Below are 25,575 nucleotides of genomic sequence, written 5' to 3'. Positions count from 1 at the left end.
AGAGGTTGTTTCAATGTACTTCAGCGGTACGTTTGAAACAACCTCTTTAAATAATATCACGAATCAGCTAGTGTGCTTTATCCAGCTTGTATCCTTTTGTACCAAACCATACCACTACTGCAAAGCAGATCAATGGCAGGATATAGGCCATCTGGATATTGGAATTGTCGGAGATCAATCCCATCAGCGGCGGGAAAATCGCACCACCTACGATAGACATGATGATCAGTGAAGAACCGAATTTCGTATCACCTCCCAGACCTTTAATACCCAGTGAGAATATTGTCGGGAACATGATAGACATGAAAAACGGTACAGCCAGTACTGTCCAGACAGCAACCTGACCTTTGGTTGTCATTGCGATCAGGATCAGCGCCACATTCACCACACCATAGAGCGCGAGTAATGTCTGCGGTTTGACGGTGCGCATCAGGAAAGTACCAAAGAAACGACCGATCATAAAACCTAAACCTGCTACTGAGCCCAATAATACAGCAGCTTCTTTTTCACCGATACCCGCGGTATACTTCGCAAAACGGATAAAGAAAGCATTTACGCCTACCTGTCCGCCGATATAAAAGAACATCGTCACCACTGCCGCGATCAGGTGTCTGTGTCTGAAGATACTACCTTTTGTACCTGCTGTTTCATCAAATTTCTCATCCTCCTGTTCAACTACTTCCGGCATTTTCGTCACAACAAAAAGCGCTGCAATCAGTAATACCACTATGCCAATCACGAGGTAAGGGATCTTTACTGTACTGGCTTCTCCTACGAGATATTGCTGTAAAGCATCCGGAGACATTGCAGCCAGTTGTTCTTTAGAAAGTTCCGTACCGGAAAGAATAAATTTTGCGCCTAATATCGGTGCAATCATCGCACCCACTCCATTAAAGGATTGGGCAAGGTTCAGACGGGTAGTAGCTGTCTCAGGACTGCCCAATACTGATACATAAGGATTTGCAGCCGTTTCAAGGAAAGTAAGACCAGTAGCGATAATAAACAAAGCGCCCAGAAAGAAACTATAATCACGGGTGCTGGCGGCCGGAAGAAAAAGGAATGCACCCAATGCATACAGGCAGAGACCGAGAATAATACCCGCCTTATATCCGAATTTTTTCATGACCGCACCTGCAGGCAGCGCCATCAGGAAGTAGGCAGCGAAGACCGCAGAATCAATGAATGCGGACTGCATGTCTGTCAGCTGACAGGCCTTCTTCAGGTGTGGAATAAGGATAGGGCTCATATTATGGATCAGCGCCCATAGAAAAAATAAACTCGTTACCAGTATAAAAGGGAACAGGTAACTCTTCTTTGTATCGATGTTTGCCTTAACTGTGGAAGTGGGCATTGCGGCTCCGGCCATAAGTATAATTTATATGATGAAGATTACTGTTGGCAACTAGCTGATGGATCTGTCCAGATGTGTATAACCACCATCCACGTACACGATCTGGCCGGTGGTATGGGATGATACGCCTGATAACAGGAATACGGTCATATTCGCTATTTCCTCTGAAGTGGTCATACGTCTTTCGTAAGGAATTTTGGCAACGATAGCGGCCAGTTTTTCCTCCGGATTGGGTAAAGAGTTGATCCATGTTTCATACAGTGGCGTCCATACTTCTGCAGGGATCACTGTATTTACACGGATACCATAAGGCAACAGTTCTACTGCCCATTCACGTGTCAGTGCATTGATACCACCTTTGGATGCAGCATAACCGGAAGTATTACCCTGACCGGTATCAGCAACTTTAGATCCGATATTGACAATATTACCTTTTGTTTGTTTCAGGTACGGCAGTGCGTAGTGTGCGAGATTGTAGTAGTGGGAAATGTTCTTCTGCAGGGAAGCCATGAATTTCTCCGGACTACCGCTTTCCAGCCCCACGCCATCATTTACACCGGCATTGTTTACCAGTCCGTCAATACGTCCGAAGCGCTGTGCGGTGAATTCGATCACGCGTTTACAGGCATCCGGTTCACCCAGTTCGGCAGTTACTTCTACTGCTTGTCCGCCGGCAGCGATGATCGCTTCAACGGTTTTATTATTATCCTCTGTGCTTCTGCCGGCAACAACAGTAATACCACCTTCAGCGGCGATCAGTTTTGAAATAGCTTCTCCGATTCCTTTTGCTCCACCCGTTACTATAAATACTTTGTCTTTTAATCCAAGATCCATATCAATGGTTTAAATAATTTTAAATAAGCGAAGGCGCTACAATCCGTAGAACCTCACCGCATTTCCGCCCATAATGCCAGCTCTTTCCGTATCGGAAAGACGGCTGATATAATCGGTAATAATTGCTTTCACTTCTGTATAGCTGGCAGCCAGCTTACATACCGGCCAGTCAGAACCGAACATCAGTCGTTCAGGTCCGAAAGCATCCAGTGCAACATCGAGAAAAGGAGCAAAATGGGATGCTTCCCATTGCTGCCAGTCTGCTTCTGTTACCAATCCGCTGAGTTTACAGCAGACATTAGGTTGCTGTGCGATAGCCCTCATATGTGTTTCCCACGCGCTGATATCGCGTGTTTTGAAGTAAGGCTTGGCCATATGATCAATGACCAGCCGCTGATCAGGGAACTGTTGTACAAATGTTGCAACTGCGGGCAGTTGCACAGGGTACACGAGTATATCGTATGTGAAATCATGTGCAGCCAGAGCCCTTATTCCCTTACAGAAATCTTCTCTCAGAATAAATGAGGGATCAGGTTCTCCCTGCACAATATGACGGAAGCCTTTCAGTTTTTCGTATTGACGGTAATGAGTCAGTCTGTCGGAAAGATTTTCCGCACGAAGGTCCACCCATCCTACTACTCCTTTGATAAAAGCGTGTTGATCTGCAAGTTCCAGCAGAAAGGCGGTTTCAGTTTCCGACTGGTCTGCCTGTACAGCGACACAGCCGTCCACACCATTCTCCTGTAATACAGGTAAAAGGTGTTGTGGCAGGAAATCTTCCTGAATCACTTTCATATCATCGGTGATCCAGGCATCCTTTACAGGGTGATATTGCCAGAAATGCTGGTGTGCGTCTATAATCATTGTTTCATAACGTTTATCTTCCTTATCAGTGGCTATAAAGCTATACTTCTATACTGCAGTCGTCCTACAATTACTGTAGTGAAAAGATCCTGTCCATCATCACCCATTTTTCTCCGGGTTTAGCTACCGGCAGGGCCTGCTGATATTTCCACATCAGCTTTTCCCATTCCTGTACTTTCGGATTTGCTGCATCTGCCGCTCCTTTTGCATCAAAGGAGAAACTTTCGTTTACCTCCATGATCATAAAAAGACGGTCCATGATGCGATAGATCTCCATATTGGTGATACCGCTGTCAACGATACTCTTTCTTATTTCAGGCCATATCTCACGGTGATAGGCTTCGTATTCTGCTATCAGCACAGGATCATTTACGAGATCAAGTGCGAGGCAATAACGTTTCATAAAAATCAGGAATTGGCAATTAAGAATTAAGAATTGCCGGATAAGCATTTGAAGAGAAAGATCGGGAATGAAGTCATCTATGGAATATAATTATTGCTCCGATATAGACACTTCACTCCCAATGCTTAATTATTATTTCTTAATTCTTAATCTTTCAGTTATTTAAATGCAACAGCTGTCTGCTTTGAAGTACCCAGTCCGTCGATACCCAGTTCGATCACATCTCCGGCTTTCAGGTATACCTGTGGATTCATACCCAGACCAACACCTGCAGGCGTACCTGTAGAGATCACATCACCTGGCAGCAGGGTCATAAACTGGCTCAGATAAGAAACCAGAAAAGGTATTTTGAAGATCAGATTAGCGGTTGTACCGTCCTGCATGGTCTTACCATTTACGGTCAGCCAGAGGCGCAGGTTATCCACATCTTTCACTTCATCTTTGGTTACCAGCCATGGGCCCAGCGGAGCAAATGTATCACAGCTCTTACCTTTTACCCATTGTCCGCCACGTTCCAGCTGGAATGCGCGTTCGCTGTAGTCGTTATGTAAAGCGTAACCAGCGATATAGTCCAGTGCGTCTTTTTCTTCAACGTAGCTGGCTTTTTTACCAATTACAACTGCCAGTTCAACTTCCCAGTCAGTTTTCTCACTATTACGTGGAATGGTCAGATCATCATTAGGACCTACCAGAGAGGAAGTACTCTTGAAGAACACGATTGGCTCCTGTGGGATCTGTGCGTTGGTTTCTTTTGCGTGGTCAGCATAGTTCAGACCAATGCAAATGATTTTTGAAGGACGCTGTAAAGGAGCACCCAGACGGGTACCTGCCGGTACCTGCGGACAACTGCCACTGTTTTTTTCCCACCATGCAGCCAGACGTTGTAAACCGTCTGTCTCCAGGAATTTCTCACCAAAGTCTTCACCAAATGCACTTACATCGAATGTACCTGCTTCTGTTACGATACCTGGCTTTTCTGCTCCCGGTAATCCAAATCTGATCAGTTTCATATAAAAAATACTGTTTTTACTAAACGTTATGACCCTTTTTGAGGGCCGTCATACTATCTTGTTAATGTATTGATGCCGAGACGTCCGCCTTCTACTTTTATTTCGTAGGTATTGGTCAGCTTTCCGTCCTGTTCCAGCACAACAAAACATTTATCTTTTCCTGATGCTACAATACCTACTTTGTTACCGGCAGGTACTACCTGTGTAAGGGTTCTGTTAGCACCGGCAAATTCAGCATATACATGTACTGAATCTTTAGAAGATAACGGAACGACTTTTACGATAAAGTCGGCAATGATATTTCCGGACTTCAGGTTTGTTGTAATCGTCTGTTCGATCTGTGTTTCGCTGGTAGCGCTTACCTTACCCAATCCGAGTTTATTCTCTGCATATTGCCATACACCCGCTGGTGGAGTTCCCACGTGATTGATCTGCAGGTATCCTTTATCATCTACACTGGCATGATAGTAACGGGTGGTACGATTCTGTTTCAATACGCCGATATAACAGCTGTTAGGTTTGTCCCATACCAGCCGGTACAGGTCTTTTTCCTGTACATCTTTTGCCAGTGGCAGTTCGAATTTCTTCTCCTTTGTTTTACCATCCAGTTCGAATACCATTTTAATTTCGGTAGTATCAGTTACAGGGAAAGAAACTGTTACTTTACCAGCAGGAGCTACCGGTTGAAATGCTTCTCCGGCAGAAGTAGTATCATCTGCATCAGCAGCAGCATTTTTCTGGTTGGAATCACAGGCAAAGAATAATGTTGCAATAAGTAATAAAGACCAAGCTTTCATGGAATTATGCGTTGATTTACGAATGAGATTAAGAAATGTGCGTTACGAATATAACCAATCCATCATTCGTAAGCCGCATTTTACGATTCCTTAATTATTCAGCTTGATGAAGCCTCCATCCAGAGGATAATCACAACCAGTGATAAAGCCGGCTTCAGCAGAACACAGGAATAAAGCCAGTGTACCTACCTCATCAGGTTTAGCCATACGGCCGATCGGTTGTGTTTTAGACAGTTTATCAAACATTTCCTGCTCTTTGCCGGGGTAGTTTTTAGCGATGAAACCGTCTACGAATGGTGTGTGTACACGTGCAGGAGACACACAGTTACAGCGGATACCGTCATTGATATAGTCTTTCGCCACAGAAAGGGTCATGGTCAATACCGCTCCTTTACTCATGGAATAGGCAAACCTGTCCGGAATACCCACGCTGGAAGCAATAGAAGCAACGTTCAGGATCACACCACCTTTCTGTTCTTTCATCTGTTTGATCACGGCAAACATACAGTTGTATGTACCTTTCACGTTCACATTATATACCCTGTCCAGATCTTCTTCCGTAGTGGATTCCAGTTTACCTACATGTGCAATACCGGCACAGTTGACAAGTATATCGATACGACCTGCAGCAGCAATGATTTTATCTACTGTGCTGACAACAGCTGCCTGCTGTGCTACGTTACAGGCATGTACCTGTGCAGTACCACCTGCTGCTGCAATTTCAGCTGCTGTTTGTTTACCGCCTTCCTCGTTCAATTCAATAATATGTACATCAGCGCCCTGCGCTGCAAATACCTTCGCTATTGCCTGCCCTATGCCGCTGCCACCACCGGTGATCACAGCCACTTTGTTGTCTAATCTAAACAGGTTCATGTTTTCCTTAATTTAAGGGTTCTAAAATAACCCTTTTACCAAGGCAAAAACTATCCTTTTTTACCAGTAACTTGTACTTTATTACCATATTTCAGAATATTTAAATAAAAAACAGTTGAAAATCAATTACCGGACTGCCTCCAGGTCAGCTATTTTTCTGTTATATGTCATACTGACAAGCAATATTTTCACGGCCTCCGCGCAGGTGATTCCGTTGAATAAATATGGATTACCTGTGGTGAATACGGTGACCTTGTATAAGCAGTTGGCATCGGCAGATAGTAATCAGGTACTGGTGGATATCACCACTTACATTCCCGGTATATTGAAAGACATCCGCTATGCGACCAAAGTTAATTTTACCCATCAGCAACTATATCCCAATGCAGCCGTATACCTGCGGCTCCCTGCTGCCAAAGCATTGAGAGCTGTACAACAGGAACTCAATAAAAAAGGATTGGGCTTACTTATTTACGACGCCTACCGTCCATATAGTATTACAGAAAAAATGTGGGAGATCGTACCTGACGACCGCTATGCGGCAGACCCGCGGAAGGGCTCAGGACATAACCGGGGGGCTGCGGTTGATCTGACTATTATTTACTTACGTAGCGGCAAACCGGTTGCCATGCCTACTGACTTTGACGATTTTACAGAGGAAGCACACCACGATTATGCAGTTACTGATAGTATTGTAGCAGATAACAGACGGTTACTGCGGACAACAATGGAGAAATACGGTTTCACCGCACTCCCTACGGAATGGTGGCATTACTATCTGAAAGACTACAAACAATATCCGCTGATGGATATTCCCTTTAGCAGTATCAAATGAAAGAGCCCCGTCAGTGACGAGGCTCTTTCATTCATATCAATGTTGCTTAATAGATCTTATTCAGTGCATCTACATATGCATGCATAGAGGCATTCACAATATCAGTAGAGTAACCGTAGCCATAGTAAGACAGGCCATTGTGTTTCACACGCATGTTTACTTTACTTACATCTTTACTACCACCACGCATTGACTGGATATTGAATTCATCAATATCAATCTGATCTTTGATGATCTCGTGAATAGCATTGATAGCAGCATCTACAGGACCATTACCTGCGGAACTTGCTTCTTTCTCTTCGCCGTTGATCTTCAGTTTTACAGTTGCCATCGGGCGCAGCGGATCTCCACATACTACCTGCAGCAAAGTTACTTTGATCGCTTTATCATCATAGTTCTTATCATCACCATCACCCATCAGTTCCTGCAGATCAGCGTCGTTGATGTCTTTCTTCTGATCGGCCATTACCAGGAAGCGTTGATATACTTCATCGAGGTTGATCTTATCCATTTTATAACCCAGACGCTCCAGGTGATGCTTCAGCGCATGACGGCCACTACGTGCAGTCAGGATGATCGCATTGGATTCGATACCTACATCTTCAGGATTCAGGATCTCATAGTTTTCACGATGTTTCAGCACACCATCCTGATGGATACCGGAACTGTGTGCGAATGCGTTACGACCTACGATTGCTTTGTTAGCCTGTACCGGCATACGCATCATAGTCTCAACCATGTTGCTGATACCAAAGATGCGTTTTGAATTGATACCGGTATGATAACCCATCGCATGGTGCGTTTTCAGGATCATCGCTACTTCTTCCAGAGAAGTATTACCAGCACGCTCACCGATACCATTGATCGTACATTCTACCTGACGTGCACCGTTCATAACACCTGCAATGGTATTGGCAGTAGCCAGACCGAGGTCATTATGGCAATGTACGGAGATGATCGCTTTATCAATGTTGGATACGTTATCCATCAGGTATTTGATCTTCGCACCATACTGGTCAGGCAGACAGTAACCATTCGTATCAGGAATGTTTACTACGGTAGCACCTGCACCGATTACGGCTTCGATCATTCTTGCCAGATACTCGTTGTCAGCACGACCAGCATCTTCTGCATAGAACTCAATATCATCCACAAATTTGCGGGCATACTTCACCGCATCCACTGCACGTTTCAGGATATCTTCGCGGGTGCTATTGAATTTATATTTGATGTGCATATCGGAGGCACCGATACCAGTATGGATACGTTTGCGTTTTGCAAAGCGGAGTGCTTCAGCAGCTGCATCAATATCCATCGTATTGGCACGTGTCAGCGCACAGATAATTGGTTCGCTGACTGCCTTGGATATTTCAACTACGCTCTGGAAATCACCAGGGCTGGAGATCGGGAATCCAGCTTCAATAACATCTACTCCCAGCAGTTCCAGTTCCTTAGCGACCTCGATCTTTTCGACGGTTGTAAGCTGGCAACCAGGCACCTGTTCGCCATCACGGAGAGTAGTATCGAAGACGTATACACGATTTTTATCGCTCATCTTAAATTAATTGTGTTATTGGAGAAATTACTTTATTCAGGTAATTGTGTCGGATATAATCAGTTCAGATTTTCCAGCACTTTTGCACCCATTGCATCTGTACCCATTACGTAGTGATTTTCCGTATGCTTGTTAGCAATATCCATTGTACGGTAACCTTGTTTCAGGGTAGCTTCAACAGCTTTGATCACGCGCAGGGACTCGTTCTTCAGTCCGAAAGAGATATCCAGCATCAGTGCTGCAGACAGGATAGACGCCAGCGGATTGGCAATGCCTTTACCAGCGATATCATGCGCAGAACCGTGAATAGGCTCATAGAAGCCGGTGCTGTCTCCTACAGATGCTGATGCCAGCATACCCATAGAACCTGCGATCTGGGAAGCTTCGTCGGTCAGGATGTCGCCAAACAGGTTAGCTGTCAGTACCACATCAAAACGTTTCGGATCTTTTACCAGTTGCATAGCAGCGTTATCGATGAACATATGTTCTGTTTCCACATCACTGTATTCTTTGGCCAGCTCCTGTACCACTTCACGCCACAGACGGCTTGATTCCAGTACGTTTGCTTTATCTACAGAGCACAGTTTTTTACGACGGGAACGTGCAGCTTCATATGCTTTACGGGCGATACGTTCTACTTCATAACGGTGATAGATCATCAGGTCAGATGCCGTGTTACGGTCTTCTGAACGTTTCTTCTCACCGAAGTATACATCCCCGGTCAGCTCACGGAAGAACAGGATATCTGCCCCACGGAGTATTTCCGGCTTAATGCTGGATGCCTCCAGCAGTTCATCAAACAACTTAATAGGCCGCAGATTTGCGTAGAGACCCAACTCTTTGCGGATTTTCAGCAATCCCTGCTCAGGACGCACTTTCAGTGTAGGGTCATTGTCGTATTTCGCATGACCGATAGCACCAAACAGGATCGCATCGCTTTTGCGGGCTTTTTCCAGTGTTTCGTCAGGCAGTGGAGTACCGGTAGCTTCGATGGCAACATGCCCCATTATGCCTTCTTCAAAAACAAAATTGTGTTTGTAGTTTACAGCAATTGTTTCCAATACTTTCTGACCCCAGGCTGTCACCTCTTGTCCGATACCATCTCCGGGAATTACCAGTATCTTTTTGTCTACGCCCATTTAGTTTAGAGTTGATTTAAATTGATGTTTACTTCTTCGTACACCCAGTGGTCTACTTCTCTTTTGAAAAGTAAAGCTAAAGCACTGAAGTGAAATGTTAAAAATTAAACTCACGGCTGGCTTCGTATGATTCGATTTCTTTACGAAGGCTCAACAGGTAGTCAATATCGTCATAGCCGTTAATGAGGCAGGCTTTCTTGTACGGATTGATATCAAAGGATATTTCTTCACCGGTGGCAACAATCTTCAGTGATTGTTTTTCCAGATCAACTTCCAGCTGCGCAGCAGGATCTGTTTCAATCGCTTTGAAGATTTTGTCAAGGAATTCGTCAGTCACAGTGATTGGCAGAATGAAGTTATTCAGCGCATTGTTCTTGAAGATATCAGCAAAGAAACTGCTGATCACTACTTTGAAACCATAATCGCCGATTGCCCATGCAGCGTGTTCACGGGAAGAACCGCAACCAAAGTTTTTACCTGCTACAAGTACCTCACCTTTGTAGATCGGATTGTTCAGGATAAAGTCTTTTTTAGGCTCATTGTTAGTATCAAAGCGCCAGTCACGGAAGAGATTTTCTCCGAAACCGTCCCTTGTCGTTGCTTTCAGAAAGCGTGCAGGGATGATCTGGTCTGTATCGATATTTTCAATCGCAATAGGAACTGCGGTAGATACAAGGTGTTGAAAAGTCTTACTCATTATATTATAGCCTTCAGGAGAAGGTCTTTCATTTTAAAGTTAAAGATCTGTTTTAATTTTCTCTGCTTTTACGCGTAAACGCACATACTTCGAATACCATTTACCGTCGCGGAAGTTAGTCGCCCGTAAAGACTCCTGTACTTCCTGCAGAACAGGTAATCTTTCCTGCTCCGGTATCTGATCCAGCAAGTGCGATCCAAACATCTGCAGCCATTCCACAATGCCATTCTCCGGGTCTGCCAGTTCGGTTTCACGGTCAAAGTAAAGGACCTGGTTCACTCTGAATCCATATTCTTCCAGCAGCGAGGTATACTCACCTACAGAAGGAAAATACCAGAATGGTTTGTAAGTATATCCTTTGTTCTGCATTACTTTCTCCAGCGCACCGGTGATGTCGTCCACATTTCCTTTACCACCCATTTCCAGTACGAAACGACCACCGGGCTTCAGGTGCTGATGAATACGATCCAATGCTTTTTCCTGCTGGCGGATCCAGTGCAGGGTAGCATTGGAAAATACGGCATCAAACTGTTCTGACAGTGAGAAAGACGTTGCATCTGCTACCTGAAAAGTAACCTGTGGAAAATGCGCTTTCGCACTGGCGATCATCGCAGCAGAACTATCCAGTCCTGTTACTTTTGCACCGCTTTCTGCCACCTGAGCGGTCAGTTCGCCGGTACCACAGCCAAGATCCAGTATTTGTTCTCCTGCTGCCGGTTGCAGCCATTCGATCAGGTTATTACCATAACCGAATACAAAAGAGTGCTTTTCCTTATATAATTCAGCGTTCCAGGACATTTTCAGTTATATTATACCAGTTCTCTTACATCTGTTACTTTACCGGTGATAGCTGCTGCTGCTGCTGACAACGGGCTGGCCAGGAAGGTGCGGGCATTCGGACCCTGACGACCTTCGAAGTTACGGTTGGAAGTAGAGATACAATACATACCGGCAGGTACTTTATCTTCGTTCATACCCAGACATGCGGAGCAGCCCGGCTGACGCAGATGGAAACCTGCAGCTTCAAATATTTTATCAATACCTTCTTCCTTCGCCTGTGCTTCTACCTGCTTAGAACCAGGTACGATCCATACCACTACGTCTTCAGCTTTTTTCTTACCCTTTACGAAGTCAGCCACCATACGGAGGTCTTCGATGCGGGAGTTGGTACAGCTACCGATAAATACATAATCTACTTTCTTACCCAGCAGTTCGCTACCGGGTTCCAGCCCCATGTATTCAAGGGATTTTTTGAACGATGGTTTCTCTTTATCATCCACTTCAGTCAGCGACGGGATGTGCTGGGTTACCCCGATACCCATACCCGGGTTAGTACCGTAGGTGATCATTGGTTCGATATCAGCTGCATCAAATGTCAGCACCACATCAAACTCAGCATCAGCATCTGTATACAGTGTTTCCCAGTATGCCAGCGCTTTGTCCCAGTCAGCACCTTTCGGAGCAAACTCGCGACCTTTGATATAATCGAAGGTTGTCTGGTCAGGAGCGATCAGGCCACCACGCGCACCCATCTCGATACTCATGTTACAGATGGTCATGCGGGCTTCCATGCTCAGGCTGCGGATTGCCTCACCGGCATATTCCACGAAGTAACCGGTAGCACCGGAAGCAGATATTTTGGAAATGATATATAGGATGATGTCTTTGGAAACAACGCCTTTTTTCAGTTGACCGTTCACTTCGATCTTCATGCGTTTCGGGCGGTATTGCAGGATACACTGTGTAGCCAGTACCTGTTCAACCTCGGAGGTACCGATACCGAAAGCGATTGCACCGAAAGCGCCATGTGTACTGGTATGGCTGTCACCGCACACAATGGTCATACCTGGCAGGGTAATACCCAGTTCGGGGCCGATCACGTGTACAATACCCTGATAAGGGTGGCCCAGACCATACAGTTCTACGCCAAATTCTTTGGTGTTCGCTGTCAGCATCTCTACCTGTTTGCGGCTCAGAGCCTCTTTAATCGGCAGGTGCTGATCAATGGTTGGTACGTTATGGTCGGCTGTTGCACGGGTCTTAGCTGTGCGGAAAACCGGTATACCTCTTTTACGCAGTCCGTCAAAAGCCTGTGGACTGGTCACTTCATGAATAAAATGTGTATTGATGTATACTGCATCCGGAAAGCCGGGTTTGCTAACCACTACGTGGCTGTCCCAGATCTTGTCAAATAATGTTTTTCCCATCCGTAATTTTACATTTTGTGGCGGGCCGGGCAGAGATGATCGGCCCATTGGCACCAGCGAAATTGATAATTTTGTGCTTCCTAGTTTGTTTGTACCTTCAAAGCTAATGGTCAATGTTAATTAACATATAGCTAAATTTGACTTAATTACGATATATAACTACGCCTGACAAGCAATATCAATTTGATTGTCAGCTAATTATAACACATTATTAACGATGTCCAACAATCAGCACGACGCTCTCTTTATATTAATAAAAACACTGACGAAATCCGAAAAAAGGAATTTTCAACTTGCTTTTAATAAAAATAATACTAAAGAGGACGTCCTTTTCATTCAGTTATTCAATACCCTGGACAAGTTAAAGGAGTATGATGAGGAATTGATCCTCAAAAAGATACCCGCTATTAAAAAACAACAACTCAGTAATGTAAAGGCCCATTTATACAAGCAACTGCTGACCAGCCTCCGCCTGTTATACAAGCAAAAAGACCCCCTGATTGATCTCAGGGAACAGCTGGACTATGCACGCGTGCTATACAGTAAGGGACTTTATAACCAGAGCCTTCGCATTCTCTCCAAGGCCAAAGCAACGGCTATTGAGCAGGAGGAAGTGATGCTAAGCTATGAAATTATTGAGTTTGAAAAACAGATCGAGAGCAGACACATCACCCGTAGTCTGGAAAACCGGGCTGATGAACTCAGTGCAGAATCCCGTCAGATAGAACTCCGCCTCAGCAATATCAGTCGCCTGTCAACCTTGTCCCTCCGCATGTACGGCCTCTACCTCAAATTAGGCCATGCCCGGGATGAAAAGGATGCCAAAATGGTAAAATCCTTCTTTGAGCACGAATTGCCGCCCGACTGCAGCAAGGACATGAGTTTCTATGAGAAGATACACCTTTATCAGGCATACAGCTGGTACTACTATATCCTGCAGGATTTTGTCATGTTTTACCGCTATACCCAGAAATGGGTGAACCTTTTCAAGGAATACCCTTCTCTCCAGCGCACAGATGTGGAGTTGTATATCAAAGCGATGCACAACCTGCTGACCGCCCATTTTTATACCATGAACCATGACAAGTTCATGAAGGATCTGGCCGAACTGGAAACATTTATCACTGATAATCAGGAGAGTTTTAACGAAAATACCAAAACCTCCGCTTTTGTATATGTGTATACAGCGCGTATCAACCATTACTTTCTGGAAGGCACTTTCAGCGAAGGATTGTCACTGGTACCACAGCTGGAAGCCGATATCGCCGAGCATCAGCTTAAAATAGACCAGCATCGTGTATTGCTGTTCTACTACAAGATCGCTTGCCTGTACTTCGGTAGTGGCGACAATAACAAAGCGATCGTATACCTGAATAAGATCATACACCTCCGCATAGGCAATTTGCGTGCTGATATTCAGTGTTTTGCAAGAATATTACACCTCATTGCCCACTATGAACTGGAGAATTACAGTCTGGTAGAATACCTGATTAAGTCTGTCTACCACTTCATTGCCAAAAACAAAGACCTTGGTCAGATGATGGAGGAAATCCTCAAGTTCCTCCGCAGAAATATTTATGCACATCCCAAAGCGCTGCGCAGTGCCTTTGCTGATCTGAAGGAAAGACTGGTACAATTGTCGCAGAATCCTTATGAGCGCAGGTCATTCCTGTATCTGGATATCATCTCATGGCTGGAAAGTAAGATAGAAGGAATTCCGGTGCAGGAGATCATACACCGGAAATTCGTCCGGAAAGAAAAAAGAATCTGATCACTTATTCCGATGGTTCTGTTTTCTGATCTGTCAGATCTGTATCGGCATCGGTAGAAGAATCGGTATCATTTTGTGCAGTCTGTTCCCTGTCTTTTGGTAAAGGGTCTTTAAACTCTGCCTTGTCTTTTACGTTGAATAATGTCTTAAATACTTCTTCCAGTTTCTCAGACGCTTCTTTGGAAAACAGTCCTACCAGACATGCAATGGCCATCATACCATAAGGGTTCAACGGCACACTGTCTCTTGGCTGATTGGCTTCGTCACGGGTTGCCGCAGGTATCGCTTCATTGACTACAGGCGGACAATCAGGTTTTGCAGTATCTACCGGTGTAGCTGCCTGCTCCGGAGAATCCGGTTTCACATTCCCCTCCTGTACATTACCTTCCTGCACATTACCTTCTGCCACAGGCGCGGAAGAGGTATTTTCCGTGATCTGATTATTCTCCGGCAGTTGTGGTGCCACCGGCGGACTATAAGTCAATATCCCACCTCTCAGCAGCATATAGAAGAACATAGCCATACCGGCGCCGATGATAGGTCTCAACAGGTACCAGGGTATCCAGGTGGTAACAAACATACGGTTACCTACAAATGCTGTAAATGAGATGATGAGGTGAACATTAGCGCCCAGCGCACCACCAAGTACCATCAGTAAGAGGAAACGGTGTTCTGCAGTAATGGTATAAATGGTGCCGAACAGGCGGAAGGGGTCTTTGCTGCTGACATAGCCGGAAGGCCAGATACAAATGATGATGTAGAATAGCAGGACGGCTGTTATTCCAAACAGCGCGGTCAGGGTAATAATCCAGGCGCGTTCTCTTGGCGACTGGATTCTCTTGGTTTGGTTAGACATAGGTTCCTTTTAAAATAGTGTTACTGTTGGATAGTCTTATATCAAGACAGCCACATCGTTGTTTGTGGACAACGGTGTGGCTGCGCATATGTTTAATGTTGTTGCTTGTATGGTAAACTAAACGACTACTTTAACATGACTTTCCTGCCTTCCTTTACTGAAGTGCGGGCTGCTTCCAGTATACGCACAACAATCAGGTTGTTTTCCAGCGAAGAAAGATCATTATCAGGCTTCAGTGAGCCATTCAGTACAGCTGCAAGATATGTAATATTATCCGTATAGGTTGCTTCGGGAACTTTAAGCGGCTGATATTCACTTTTTTTCCTTTGTTGCAGATCATTTGGATTCAGCGCATGCAGGTAACCGGACTTACCAAATACCTCCCAGTCTTTAATGCTAAAAGGCCAGTTCCAGGAAGCTTCGATGATACCAGTCGCTTCCGGATATTCCAGCAAAATAGTGGCGTCGTCCTCTACTTTCGGATATACGGAAGGTTTGATATGGCGAGCTACCGCTGTTACTGAAATTGGCGCCTTACCATCCATCATCCAGGTCATCAGGTTTGCTCCGTAACAACCGAAATCCATCAGGGCGCCACCTCCGTTTTTCACAGGGTCGGTCAGCCATTTCAGGAAGTCTTCAGAACAACCTATTTCCCTTGGCCCTTCGTGGCCATCGTGTACAACCATTTTCCTTACCGGACCAACCGCTTCCTGTTTTTTCACCAGGTCATAAACATACTGGTTGGTATTGTACCAGGTTGTTTCGTAATTGGTCAGCAGGTGTATATGGTGCTTTCTGGCCAATGCTGCCATACGGTCTGCCTGCGCTACGGTAGTCGCCAGTGGCTTTTCTACCATGACGGAGATGCCCTTTGGGGCGCAGACCTCTACCACATTGATATGTTCTGCTACTGCATTGTAAGCCAGTACGGCATCCGGATGTTTATGTGCCAGCAAGGTGGCCAGATCAGGATAGAAAAGCGAGTCCGGCAACTGATAGCTTTTTTTATAACGGGCAATCAGCTGGGCGTCAGACTCCGCGATACCGGCGATGGTAACCTGCCCTTTTTTCCACTGGTGCATCAAGAGATGTACGTGGTCGTGTGTGAGGCCGGCAACGCCTACGTTCAATGGTTTTTGCTGTGCAAAAGTTGTAATGGCTGCGAGCAAGAGCAGCATAGTCTGGCTTAGAATCTTCATCATGACATGGATTATATGGACCTGTGTTTGTACTATTCGGCAATGTTTAATACCCGCCAGCCGTCTTTCCCCTTGAAGGTATAGATCTGCTGTCTGGCTTTTTCCCCACCCGGGAAGATGTAAACCTCCGTAATCAGATATAGTTGTTCTGTGATCTTTTTACGGTAAGGAAATGCACGGCGAATCCCTTTAAACATGGGAAATCCTTCTTTTTCCAGGCTTTTTATGAAAGAGGTACGCAGAATGTCGGCAGTAGTCTGCAGAATGTCATTACCGTTGTAGATATCATTCATCTTCATTAATAACAGTCTTCCTTCCTCTACAAAATTCTTACAGGCGATCGCCTTTTCTATATTATGCTCATCATAAGCATCTTCCAGGCATAGTATGGCTCCTTCCGGCGTGGAAAAGTCGTGTACAAAGTAATCAATTCCTTCATCAATGTAAAGTCCAACCTGACGATCAAATTCCGGCCATTCATGTGCAGGTTTCCCTTCACGGATAGCCCGGATGGTGTATCCGCCTATCAGGCGGCCATCTTCGATGATCATCCAGTCAGAAATAAAGCGCGGATCGATACCAATTTTTTGGTTAACAGACACAGAATTAACATAGACAGGCTTGTTACCCACTACGCCATACAGGTTTCCTTCATCATCAAAACTGGGAGAGGTTAACCAGAGGTGTTCGCGGTTTACGCCGTCGTCTATCAATACTTTTACGGAGAAATATTGTTGTACCGGTTCCGGTTGCAACAAACTGTTTTGAAAATAATGCAGAGTGGCATTTGCTTTTTCAATGGCCCAGTTCATCCTTTCGTCATCATCGGCTATGTGTACAACCGGCAATTGGTCCTCTAAAACAGCTTTGCTACGTTTACCAAAGAATTTTGATAAGAAACCCATAGGTGAATGGTTAAATATATTTTGTGCCTTCCTTATCCGCTGTCACAGCCTTTCGAACGAATATACCTATATTTTTATTATGATAATGAAGGCTTTTAATCCACTTTCTCCAATGGTGCCTCATAACGGTAATACCTATTGTAAAAAATGATCCCGGCCAGCGCCTGCATCCCCAGAATACCGTACCAGTAAATCCGGGCTAAGCCCATAAATAGTATGGCTACAATAATGATCAGTACCCAGCGGAAATACTTATCCTGGTCTATTCGTGGAAAGTACAGGATACTGCGGAACAGCATTAACAATGACAGGTTACTGGTTATTAACATCACCCAGTGTATAGGAGCGGCCTGCTGCCAGGTCTTGTATATAAGTAATATGCTTTCGGGTGCTATAAGGGCAAGGTATAATCCGCCCATCTGCAGATACCTTTTCCACAGGGGCACCGGCAACTGTGGTAACAGGGAGAGATAGAGATCGTCAAAACGCCTGTGATTATATACCAGTACACTTTGTGCCAATGCGCATACAAGTATCCCTACCAGCAACACACGTTCGTCGTATTTATCTGTCATAAAGGAGCAGGTCACTATGATGATAAGCGCTGATGCGATTTTCGCGATGGCCAGTGAACGCATATTATTATTGAGCAATTCATGTCCATAAAAAGACCAGAGCGGTTTCCGGATGGTCCTGTTGAACCATTGCTGCCATCTGTAGAGCATGAATACCGTACCCGGATGCTTCATCTTATGCACATATATCCACAGTGGAGCAATTACCATCAGCAGACTAAACAGCATGATAACAAGCGCTGCTATATGGAAGCCCAATTTTAAGGCTACGCCTGCCGATACAAGACTATAGATCAGCACGGGGGCGTATAAAGTCAGATGCAGCCATATCCATGTACGCCATCTTGCATTTCCCTCCAGTATTCCCAGTGTACCATATAAAAAGGAATGTTCTTTTGTTGATAAGATGTTAATGATGAATGCAATACACTTCAGATTATATAGTAACCACAGCAAACAGACAAGTGCCAGAAAACCGGGGCTGCCAGTAAAGCCCTTTATAAGGGTAAAGTGGTAAGAAGGTAATTGTCCACCGGGAACAATCCCAAAGAAAAAGTAAAAGATCACCAAAAAGAAGCCGGTGTTCTTCGCATAAAAGCGGGTTGTGAATATTTTGGATAATGCCATTGTGGATAACTTAGATTTTCACAATGTTTTTATCCTGAACCTGCAGACGGACAGATCCTGCTGTAACCGGCTGATGGGAAGTAATACAGAAAGTAACACCATATTGTTGGTGAAACTCTTCCACCAATGTGTATAACAATGGAAGTGATTGTGTATCAAGCGTAATCAGGGGTTCGTCCAATAATATAACTTTCGGCCGTCCTGTAAAAGCCAAAAGAAGGGATACCTTTTTCAGCATACCACTGGAGTAGCTGCTGACAGGTCGGTGGATAAACGACCCAAGTCCCAGTAAATCAATCATTTCCTGCACTTCCCTGAACCCTTTACCTTTTGTTTTCACATACAGGGCCACCAGATCACTGCCAGTAATAAATCCCGGGTACAATGGTTCGGCCTCGGCATAATTCACATATCGGCGATATTGTACAGGTTGTTTGTTACAACTGATAGTGCTGTCCAATAATATATCTCCCTGAAACGGAATCAGGCCTGCCATTACCTTCATAGAAGTTGTTTTGCCTGCGCCGTTACCCCCCAGGAGCCAATATACCCCATAATCCAGCTCCAGACCGGGAATATCGAGCACAACACTATCGTGATAACTTTTTACAACTTGTTGAAGATTAATAACATGTGATGCCATGAAAAGAGATATGATTTATTTGTAAATATGTGGATTAAATAGCTGAATTTCAGTTATCAACATTGGATTTAACAAAACTTTGCGGGTTTAGGTAGCGTTAAAAACCAAAAATTGGGAATTAAAATTTGCTCAAAACGGCTGATTGCCCTGTCACATTACCTTTCCAAAATTCATCTGCTCTTTTTCCACAGTCTGTTAAAAACTTAAAAAGGCACCCCAGCTATTCCTGTGTACATTTGTAACAGTTCGCGATACGAGTAACAAGTCTCCAGGGATATGAGCGCAACCCCGGTCGCCGGGTATGAATAATTCAAACCGAGCTGGCACACGAAATTTCGATCGGAACACACTCACGTATCAAAGGGTAACAGGAAAGGGTCCAATGAATAACTTAAAATGGGGATAACTTCTCCTTCATGTCCTTTCTATCTTCATACGTTAACCATATTAAAAAATTTATTGAGCGATGAATTTAGAGAATGAACTGCTTTTAAAGGAAAACAAAGACAGATTTGTATTACTGCCTATCAACTATCCGAAAGTATGGGAGAAATACAAACAACATGAGGCTAGTTTCTGGACAGCAGAGGAGATTGATCTTAGTGCAGATATGAAGGACTGGAATAATCTCAACGATGGGGAACGTCATTTCATTACCCATGTACTCGCATTTTTCGCAGCAAGTGATGGTATCGTTAACGAAAACCTCGCTGTTAACTTCATGAGTGAGGTACAGTTACCCGAGGCACGTTGCTTCTATGGTTTCCAGATTATGATGGAAAACATCCACTCTGAAACGTACGCATTATTAATAGACACTTATGTAAAAGATCCTGTTGAAAAAGACCGTCTTTTCCATGCGATAGAAACAGTACCTGCTGTTACTAAAAAGGCTAAGTGGGCACTCCGCTGGATCGAGAACGGTAATTTCGCTGAGCGTCTTGTAGCATTTGCGGCTGTGGAAGGTATCTTCTTCAGTGGTAGTTTCTGCTCTATATTCTGGCTGAAGAAAAGAGGCCTGATGCCGGGTCTGACTTTCTCCAATGAACTGATCAGCCGTGATGAAGGATTACATTGCGAATTTGCATGTCTGCTGTATGGCATGCTGGAAAATAAACTGCCGGAAGAACAGGTACATACAATTATCCGTGATGCAGTAGCGATCGAAAAAGAATTCATCACAGATGCATTACCGGTAGCATTGATCGGTATGAACAGCAAATTAATGAGCGAATACATTGAATTCGTTGCAGACCGCTGGTTAAGTGAACTGGGATATACTAAAATATTCAACACGGCAAATCCGTTTGACTTTATGGAGATGATCTCTCTGCAGGGTAAAACAAACTTCTTCGAAAAACGCGTGGGGGATTATCAGAAAGCTGGTGTAATGTCTGGTAAGGATACACAGACTTTCAGCCTTGACGAGGATTTCTGATAAAGGCATAATAATTGCATGCTATTGCAGAATTTGCCAACAACCACATTTTAATAAATACTTTACTCAACCTCTTAAATTCATTTAACCATGTTTGTAATTAAGCGCGACGGCCACAAAGAAGCTGTTAAGTTTGACAAGATTACTGCTCGTGTTGAAAAGCTGTGTTATGGACTGAATGCTGAGTACGTAGATGCCATAGACGTAGCCAAGAAAGTGATACAGGGTTTATATGATGGAGTAACCACCAGCGAACTGGATAATCTTGCCGCAGAAACTGCAGCATCGCTTACTACAAAACATCCTGACTATGCCTTGCTCGCGTCGCGTATCGCGGTGAGCAATCTCCATAAAAATACAGTGAAATCATTTTCCAAAACAATGGAGAGCCTGTATAATTATATTGATCCGAAAGTAGGCAAACCTGCTCCATTGTTAGCAGACGATGTATATGAGATCATTATGAAGCATGCTGCTATCCTCGATTCCAGCATCATCTATGATCGTGACTTTGCATTCGACTATTTCGGTTTCAAAACACTGGAACGTTCTTACCTGCTGAAATTAGATGGTAAAGTTGCAGAACGTCCACAGCATATGTTCATGCGTGTATCTGTTGGTATCCACAAAGAAGATATCGATGCAGTTATCAAGACATACAATCTGATGAGTGAACGTTGGTTCACACATGCAACACCTACCCTCTTCAATGCGGGTACACCTAAACCACAGATGTCCAGCTGTTTCCTGCTGACCATGCAGGATGATAGTATCGAGGGTATCTATGATACATTGAAACAAACTGCGAAGATCTCCCAGAGTGCTGGTGGTATTGGTCTGAGCATTCACAATATCCGCGCTACAGGTTCTTACATCAGCGGTACCAATGGTACATCCAATGGTATCATTCCAATGCTGCGTGTATTTAATGACACCGCACGTTATGTAGACCAGGGTGGTGGTAAACGTAAAGGCGCTTTCGCTATCTATCTGGAACCATGGCACGCTGATATCTTCGAATTCCTTGACCTGCGTAAAAACCATGGTAAGGAAGAAATGCGTGCAAGAGATCTCTTCTACGCACTGTGGGTACCAGATCTGTTTATGAAACGTGTAGAAGAAAACGGTGAATGGAGCCTGTTCTGTCCACACGAAGCACCGGGACTGCACGAATGTTGGGGTGAAGAGTTCGAAAAACTCTACACGAAATATGAGAAAGAAAACCGTGCACGCAAAACAGTAAAGGCACAGGATCTTTGGTTTGCTGTACTGGATGCACAGATTGAAACCGGTACTCCTTACCTGTTGTACAAAGATTCTGCAAACCGCAAATCTAACCAGCAGAATCTGGGTACTATTAAAAGTTCCAACCTGTGTACAGAGATCATCGAATATACTGATGCAAATGAAGTAGCAGTATGTAACCTGGCCTCTCTCGCACTGCCACGCTTTGTAATCGACGGTAAATTCGATCACGAAAAACTGTATGAAGTTACTTATCAGGCAGCCCTGAACCTGAACCGTATCATTGACAATAACTTCTACCCTGTAGAAGAAGCACGTAACAGTAACCTCCGTCACCGTCCTATTGGTCTGGGTGTGCAGGGGCTTGCTGATGCGTTCATCCTGATGCGTTATCCGTTCGAAAGTGAAGAAGCGAAAAAACTGAACAGCGAAATCTTTGAAACCATCTACTTTGCCGCATTGAATGCATCAAAAGACCTGGCTATCAAAGACGGCGCTTACGAAACATATGCAGGTTCACCAGTATCAAAAGGCATCCTGCAGTTTGATATGTGGGGTGTAACTCCTTCTGCACGCTGGGACTGGACTTCCCTGAAAGGAGAGATCAAAAAGCATGGTGTGCGTAACTCCCTGTTGCTGGCACCAATGCCAACTGCGTCTACCTCTCAGATCCTGGGTAATAACGAATGTTTCGAACCATACACTTCAAACATCTACACCCGTCGCGTACTGAGCGGAGAGTTTGTAGTAGTCAATAAACACCTGCTGAAAGATCTGGTGGAACTCGGTCTGTGGGATAATGATATGAAGAATAAGATCATTACTTCCAATGGCTCCATCCAGCACATTCCTGAGATCCCTTCACAGATCAAGGAACTGTATAAAACAGTATGGGAAATCAAACAGCGTACAATCATTGACATGGCAGCCGATCGCGGTGCTTTCATCTGCCAGTCTCAGTCACTGAATCTGTTCGTTGATACACCTTCTGCAGCCAAGCTGACATCTATGCACTTCTACGCATGGAAGAAAGGTCTGAAAACAGGTATGTACTACCTGCGTACACAGGCAGCAGCTCAGGCAGTACAGTTTACTGTTGAAAAACAGGGTGGTCAGCAGATCGAACCAATGGTGGAAAAGAAAGCTGGTGAGGCGAAAGCAGCTAAATCAGTTGACTCCAAGCTCGACGAAGTTGAATTTGTTGAGGGCGCAGTCTGCACCATGGAAGAAGGTTGTGTAACCTGCAGCGCCTGATGAAATAATAACCTATCATTATAGTAAAAGGGTAGTCTCGCAAAGACTACCCTTTTTTATTCCAACAACTGATAAAAACAGGCATTAATAATGCGGTGTATATCGCATAAACACACGACCGTATGAACGCAAAAATCCTTGTAGCGGGTGCAAGTGGGCATCTTGGAGAAAAGATCATCCGCGGACTGATTGATGAGGGCGCAGATGTCCGTGCTGTAATCCGTCCCAATACTGCATTGGAGAAAATTGGCACATTGAAACAATATGATATTGGTGTCATTCAGACTGATATGCACAATATCAATGAACTGACACTGGCCTGTAAAGATGTAGACTGTGTGGTATCTGCGCTGCAGGGCCTGGAAGACGTCATTATAGATGTACAATCGGCACTGTTGCAGGCAGCGGTTAACGCGGGCGTTCCCCGCTTCATTCCTTCTGACTATGCCAGCGACTTCACCAAACAGGCTGCCGGAGAGAACCGCAACTTCGATCTGAGGCGTAAATTCCACGAACAGTTGGAGAAAGCCCCCATAGCTGCCACATCTATACTCAATGGTGCCTTCGCAGAGATATTGATGCGAAATAATCCTTTACTGGACCTGAACAACAACAGTGTCAGTTATTGGGAAGATGAAAATAAACGCATAGACTTCACGACCATAGACGATGTGGCGACTTTCACGGCCGCAGCGGCAATGGATGCTACTACTCCCCGTTTTCTGCGAATCGCCGGTTTTCAGGTAAGTCCGAAGGAACTGGCTACCATCGCTGGTGAATTGAAAGAACAGGAATTCAAATTGATTCGTCAGGGTAGTCTGGATGACTTACTGGCAATTATAAAACGGGAAAGGGCCGGGCATCCTGAAGGGGAAAATGAAATATATCCCGCATGGCAGCAATTACAGTATATGAAGAGTATGTTCAGCACGGAATTGTTTCCGCTGAATAATCGTCGTTATACTGATATTCAGTTTACAGGTGCGAAAACATTTATAAGCGCATTGTTACAAACAACAGCGGCACAATAAAAATAAAAAAGCGGTAGTTTCTCAACTGCCGCTTTTTTATTTTTATTATTAAAGCCTGTTTAAGCGATATCATTCATTTTCCTTTGCTCCCATGCGATAAGCCATAACGGCGGTTACTATCGGTAATAGTAAATTTAACAGCACTAACTGGCACAATTGCAAGAAGAATTCCCTGAACTCCTTCTTCTCTTCCTGCAGATATTTTACAAATGCCGTTTTATCGCTTATCAGACTATCATTGACAGTCTCTCTATTAATTTGAGAAATAATCTTACTGATATCCGCTGATCCATCAAACGGTTTGACGAACAATAATGAGATCAAAATGATAATAGATATCAGAACGATCAACAATGTCATGAAGGTCAATGCAAATCTGAACTTTCTTTCTGAAGGGACGACTAATAATTCGTCTTCTATCTCCAGCTGGGTTAACATCAATGATCAATTTTTAGTTGGAAGAATGCTGTTCCGGTTTAGGAGCTGGTTTCACCTTTCTCAAAAGTGGACTGGTGATTCCAACATAGGTCCCTTGTTCCTGATCTAAGGAAACAATCTTTCTTCCTTTGATCATTTCATTCACTGCCCAACTGAATAAGGATATTCCTTCCCTTGCAATAGCGGATGCTTTCGGATTATCCAGCTTCTGCTGTAGTTCTTTCATAAACGCTCTTTGAATGTCTACAATAACGTCCATTTTGCATAAATTTTATTGCAATGGAAATTAGCATAATATCCCATTCAACCAATCTCACCAAAATGCCTCAACTCACATGTCTTCTTCCTGAAAGCCCCACTCCTCAAGCAATTCGTTGTATTGAGCGTCCGGTAGGTTTTTTTGTTCATAATGGCCTGCAATCGATTTTTGCCTCATTGCCTCATATATGCTCACTGCACAAGCCACAGAAATATTCAGCGATTTGATAATACCCACCTGAGGAATAATAAAGTTACCATCACACAATTTCCTGATCTCCTCACTCACTCCCTCCTGCTCATTCCCGAATACCAGTGCTACAGAACCGGTAAAATCAATCTCATACAGACTTTTCGAATCTGCCGCAAGATGCGTTGTATAGATCTTATCGTACTTTTCCCTTACAGCTGCCATACAGGTGGCTGTATCATTAAACTGATGGACAGTCAGCCACTTCGCGGCACTGGAAGAGCTCTTGTGTCCCCATCTCTTACGACGGGCAGTCTGTGTGTTCAGCACATAGACATCCTGGATACCCACAGCATCACACGTACGCAGCACCGCAGAAATGTTATGCGGATCAAATACATTCTCCAGGACAACAGTCAGACCTGCTTGTCTTTTATTTAATACGGATAGTAACCTTTCTCTACGTTCCGGCGTCATAATCAGGTAAGTATATATTTTAGAGCACAAATTTAACTTAAATCGGACTTTAGAATACCGCTTTTCCTTACTACCTTCATACATACTAAAAAACATCTAT

The 25,575-nt window shown here is 44.3% G+C and carries 25 protein-coding genes; 5 read left to right on the top strand and 20 right to left on the bottom strand.

Features of this window, described 5'->3' with window-relative positions; genetic code table 11:
* Window positions 1-67: 67 nt before the first annotated feature.
* From fucP to FEF09_RS08680, 7 genes are all read right to left on the bottom strand, one after another.
* On the bottom strand, window positions 68-1,366 hold the full coding sequence (gene fucP / locus FEF09_RS08710; protein ID WP_146304742.1) for an L-fucose:H+ symporter permease: 1,299 nt from the start codon (window positions 1,364-1,366) through the stop codon (window positions 68-70).
* A gap of 36 nt (window positions 1,367-1,402) precedes the next feature.
* Window positions 1,403-2,185, bottom strand: coding sequence for an SDR family oxidoreductase (locus FEF09_RS08705; RefSeq protein ID WP_146304741.1), 783 nt, complete (start codon window positions 2,183-2,185; stop codon window positions 1,403-1,405).
* Between the two features lie 36 nt (window positions 2,186-2,221).
* A complete protein-coding gene (locus tag FEF09_RS08700) occupies window positions 2,222-3,049 on the bottom strand; it encodes an amidohydrolase family protein (protein WP_146304740.1) in 828 nt (275 codons plus the stop codon).
* A 70-nt stretch (window positions 3,050-3,119) separates the two neighbouring features.
* Window positions 3,120-3,452, bottom strand: coding sequence for an L-rhamnose mutarotase (locus FEF09_RS08695; protein WP_012789663.1), 333 nt, complete (start codon window positions 3,450-3,452; stop codon window positions 3,120-3,122).
* A gap of 158 nt (window positions 3,453-3,610) precedes the next feature.
* Complete coding sequence (locus tag FEF09_RS08690) at window positions 3,611-4,462, bottom strand: fumarylacetoacetate hydrolase family protein (RefSeq protein WP_012789662.1); 852 nt, start codon at window positions 4,460-4,462, stop codon at window positions 3,611-3,613.
* A gap of 53 nt (window positions 4,463-4,515) precedes the next feature.
* Window positions 4,516-5,259, bottom strand: coding sequence for a hypothetical protein (locus FEF09_RS08685; protein ID WP_146304739.1), 744 nt, complete (start codon window positions 5,257-5,259; stop codon window positions 4,516-4,518).
* 90 nt (window positions 5,260-5,349) lie between these two features.
* Window positions 5,350-6,132, bottom strand: a complete 783-nt coding sequence (locus FEF09_RS08680; RefSeq protein WP_218155238.1) for an SDR family NAD(P)-dependent oxidoreductase — start codon at window positions 6,130-6,132, stop codon at window positions 5,350-5,352.
* 115 nt (window positions 6,133-6,247) lie between these two features.
* Between FEF09_RS08680 and FEF09_RS08675 the strand changes: the two genes are divergently transcribed.
* Entirely contained in the window at window positions 6,248-6,967 is a 720-nt protein-coding gene (locus FEF09_RS08675) for a M15 family metallopeptidase (RefSeq protein ID WP_186774246.1), read from the top strand.
* Between the two features lie 46 nt (window positions 6,968-7,013).
* Here FEF09_RS08675 and FEF09_RS08670 read toward each other — a convergent pair whose 3' ends face one another.
* The 5 genes from FEF09_RS08670 to leuC all read right to left on the bottom strand — a co-directional run bounded on the left by FEF09_RS08670 (window position 7,014) and on the right by leuC (window position 12,565).
* Complete coding sequence (locus FEF09_RS08670; RefSeq protein ID WP_146304737.1) at window positions 7,014-8,522, bottom strand: 2-isopropylmalate synthase; 1,509 nt, start codon at window positions 8,520-8,522, stop codon at window positions 7,014-7,016.
* A gap of 59 nt (window positions 8,523-8,581) precedes the next feature.
* Entirely contained in the window at window positions 8,582-9,661 is a 1,080-nt protein-coding gene (gene leuB / locus FEF09_RS08665; protein ID WP_089808760.1) for a 3-isopropylmalate dehydrogenase, read from the bottom strand.
* A 97-nt stretch (window positions 9,662-9,758) separates the two neighbouring features.
* On the bottom strand, window positions 9,759-10,358 hold the full coding sequence (leuD, locus tag FEF09_RS08660) for a 3-isopropylmalate dehydratase small subunit (protein ID WP_146304736.1): 600 nt from the start codon (window positions 10,356-10,358) through the stop codon (window positions 9,759-9,761).
* Window positions 10,359-10,397: 39 nt separating this feature from the next.
* Window positions 10,398-11,156 carry a methyltransferase domain-containing protein gene (locus FEF09_RS08655; RefSeq protein ID WP_146304735.1) on the bottom strand — a complete coding sequence of 253 codons (759 nt, stop codon included), beginning with the start codon at window positions 11,154-11,156 and terminating at the stop codon, window positions 10,398-10,400.
* Window positions 11,157-11,167: 11 nt separating this feature from the next.
* Window positions 11,168-12,565 (bottom strand): 3-isopropylmalate dehydratase large subunit, encoded by a 1,398-nt coding sequence (gene leuC / locus FEF09_RS08650; RefSeq protein WP_146304734.1) that lies wholly within the window; start codon window positions 12,563-12,565, stop codon window positions 11,168-11,170.
* A 217-nt stretch (window positions 12,566-12,782) separates the two neighbouring features.
* Between leuC and FEF09_RS08645 the strand changes: the two genes are divergently transcribed.
* Entirely contained in the window at window positions 12,783-14,336 is a 1,554-nt protein-coding gene (locus tag FEF09_RS08645; RefSeq protein ID WP_146304733.1) for a hypothetical protein, read from the top strand.
* Between the two features lie 4 nt (window positions 14,337-14,340).
* Here the strand turns inward: FEF09_RS08645 and FEF09_RS08640 are convergent, their stop codons facing one another.
* From FEF09_RS08640 to FEF09_RS08620, 5 genes are all read right to left on the bottom strand, one after another.
* Window positions 14,341-15,192 (bottom strand): hypothetical protein, encoded by an 852-nt coding sequence (locus FEF09_RS08640; protein WP_146304732.1) that lies wholly within the window; start codon window positions 15,190-15,192, stop codon window positions 14,341-14,343.
* 125 nt (window positions 15,193-15,317) lie between these two features.
* Complete coding sequence (locus FEF09_RS08635) at window positions 15,318-16,397, bottom strand: Gfo/Idh/MocA family protein (RefSeq protein WP_261387391.1); 1,080 nt, start codon at window positions 16,395-16,397, stop codon at window positions 15,318-15,320.
* 29 nt (window positions 16,398-16,426) lie between these two features.
* Window positions 16,427-17,299 carry a YegJ family protein gene (locus FEF09_RS08630; protein WP_146304731.1) on the bottom strand — a complete coding sequence of 291 codons (873 nt, stop codon included), beginning with the start codon at window positions 17,297-17,299 and terminating at the stop codon, window positions 16,427-16,429.
* Between the two features lie 95 nt (window positions 17,300-17,394).
* Window positions 17,395-18,501 (bottom strand): hypothetical protein, encoded by a 1,107-nt coding sequence (locus FEF09_RS08625; protein ID WP_146304730.1) that lies wholly within the window; start codon window positions 18,499-18,501, stop codon window positions 17,395-17,397.
* A gap of 10 nt (window positions 18,502-18,511) precedes the next feature.
* Entirely contained in the window at window positions 18,512-19,144 is a 633-nt protein-coding gene (locus FEF09_RS08620) for an ABC transporter ATP-binding protein (protein ID WP_146304729.1), read from the bottom strand.
* A gap of 466 nt (window positions 19,145-19,610) precedes the next feature.
* On the opposite strand from FEF09_RS08620, the gene FEF09_RS08615 reads away from it, so the two are divergent.
* From FEF09_RS08615 to FEF09_RS08605, 3 genes are all read left to right on the top strand, one after another.
* Window positions 19,611-20,582, top strand: a complete 972-nt coding sequence (locus FEF09_RS08615; protein ID WP_146304728.1) for a ribonucleoside-diphosphate reductase small subunit — start codon at window positions 19,611-19,613, stop codon at window positions 20,580-20,582.
* Window positions 20,583-20,672: 90 nt separating this feature from the next.
* A complete protein-coding gene (locus FEF09_RS08610) occupies window positions 20,673-23,081 on the top strand; it encodes a ribonucleoside-diphosphate reductase subunit alpha (protein WP_146304727.1) in 2,409 nt (802 codons plus the stop codon).
* Window positions 23,082-23,203: 122 nt separating this feature from the next.
* Window positions 23,204-24,112, top strand: a complete 909-nt coding sequence (locus FEF09_RS08605; RefSeq protein ID WP_146304726.1) for an NmrA family NAD(P)-binding protein — start codon at window positions 23,204-23,206, stop codon at window positions 24,110-24,112.
* A gap of 69 nt (window positions 24,113-24,181) precedes the next feature.
* Here FEF09_RS08605 and FEF09_RS08600 read toward each other — a convergent pair whose 3' ends face one another.
* From FEF09_RS08600 to FEF09_RS08590, 3 genes are all read right to left on the bottom strand, one after another.
* Window positions 24,182-24,550 (bottom strand): hypothetical protein, encoded by a 369-nt coding sequence (locus tag FEF09_RS08600; RefSeq protein WP_146304725.1) that lies wholly within the window; start codon window positions 24,548-24,550, stop codon window positions 24,182-24,184.
* Between the two features lie 13 nt (window positions 24,551-24,563).
* Complete coding sequence (locus FEF09_RS08595; RefSeq protein WP_146304724.1) at window positions 24,564-24,809, bottom strand: hypothetical protein; 246 nt, start codon at window positions 24,807-24,809, stop codon at window positions 24,564-24,566.
* Between the two features lie 72 nt (window positions 24,810-24,881).
* Window positions 24,882-25,475: a TrmH family RNA methyltransferase gene (locus FEF09_RS08590; RefSeq protein ID WP_146304723.1), complete on the bottom strand. Its 594-nt coding sequence runs from the start codon at window positions 25,473-25,475 to the stop codon at window positions 24,882-24,884.
* Window positions 25,476-25,575 lie beyond the last annotated feature (100 nt).

The organism is Chitinophaga pinensis (assembly GCF_007896845.1).
Classification (GTDB): Bacteria; Bacteroidota; Bacteroidia; order Chitinophagales; family Chitinophagaceae; genus Chitinophaga; species Chitinophaga pinensis_C.
This window is presented reverse-complemented; position numbering and strand designations above follow the sequence as displayed.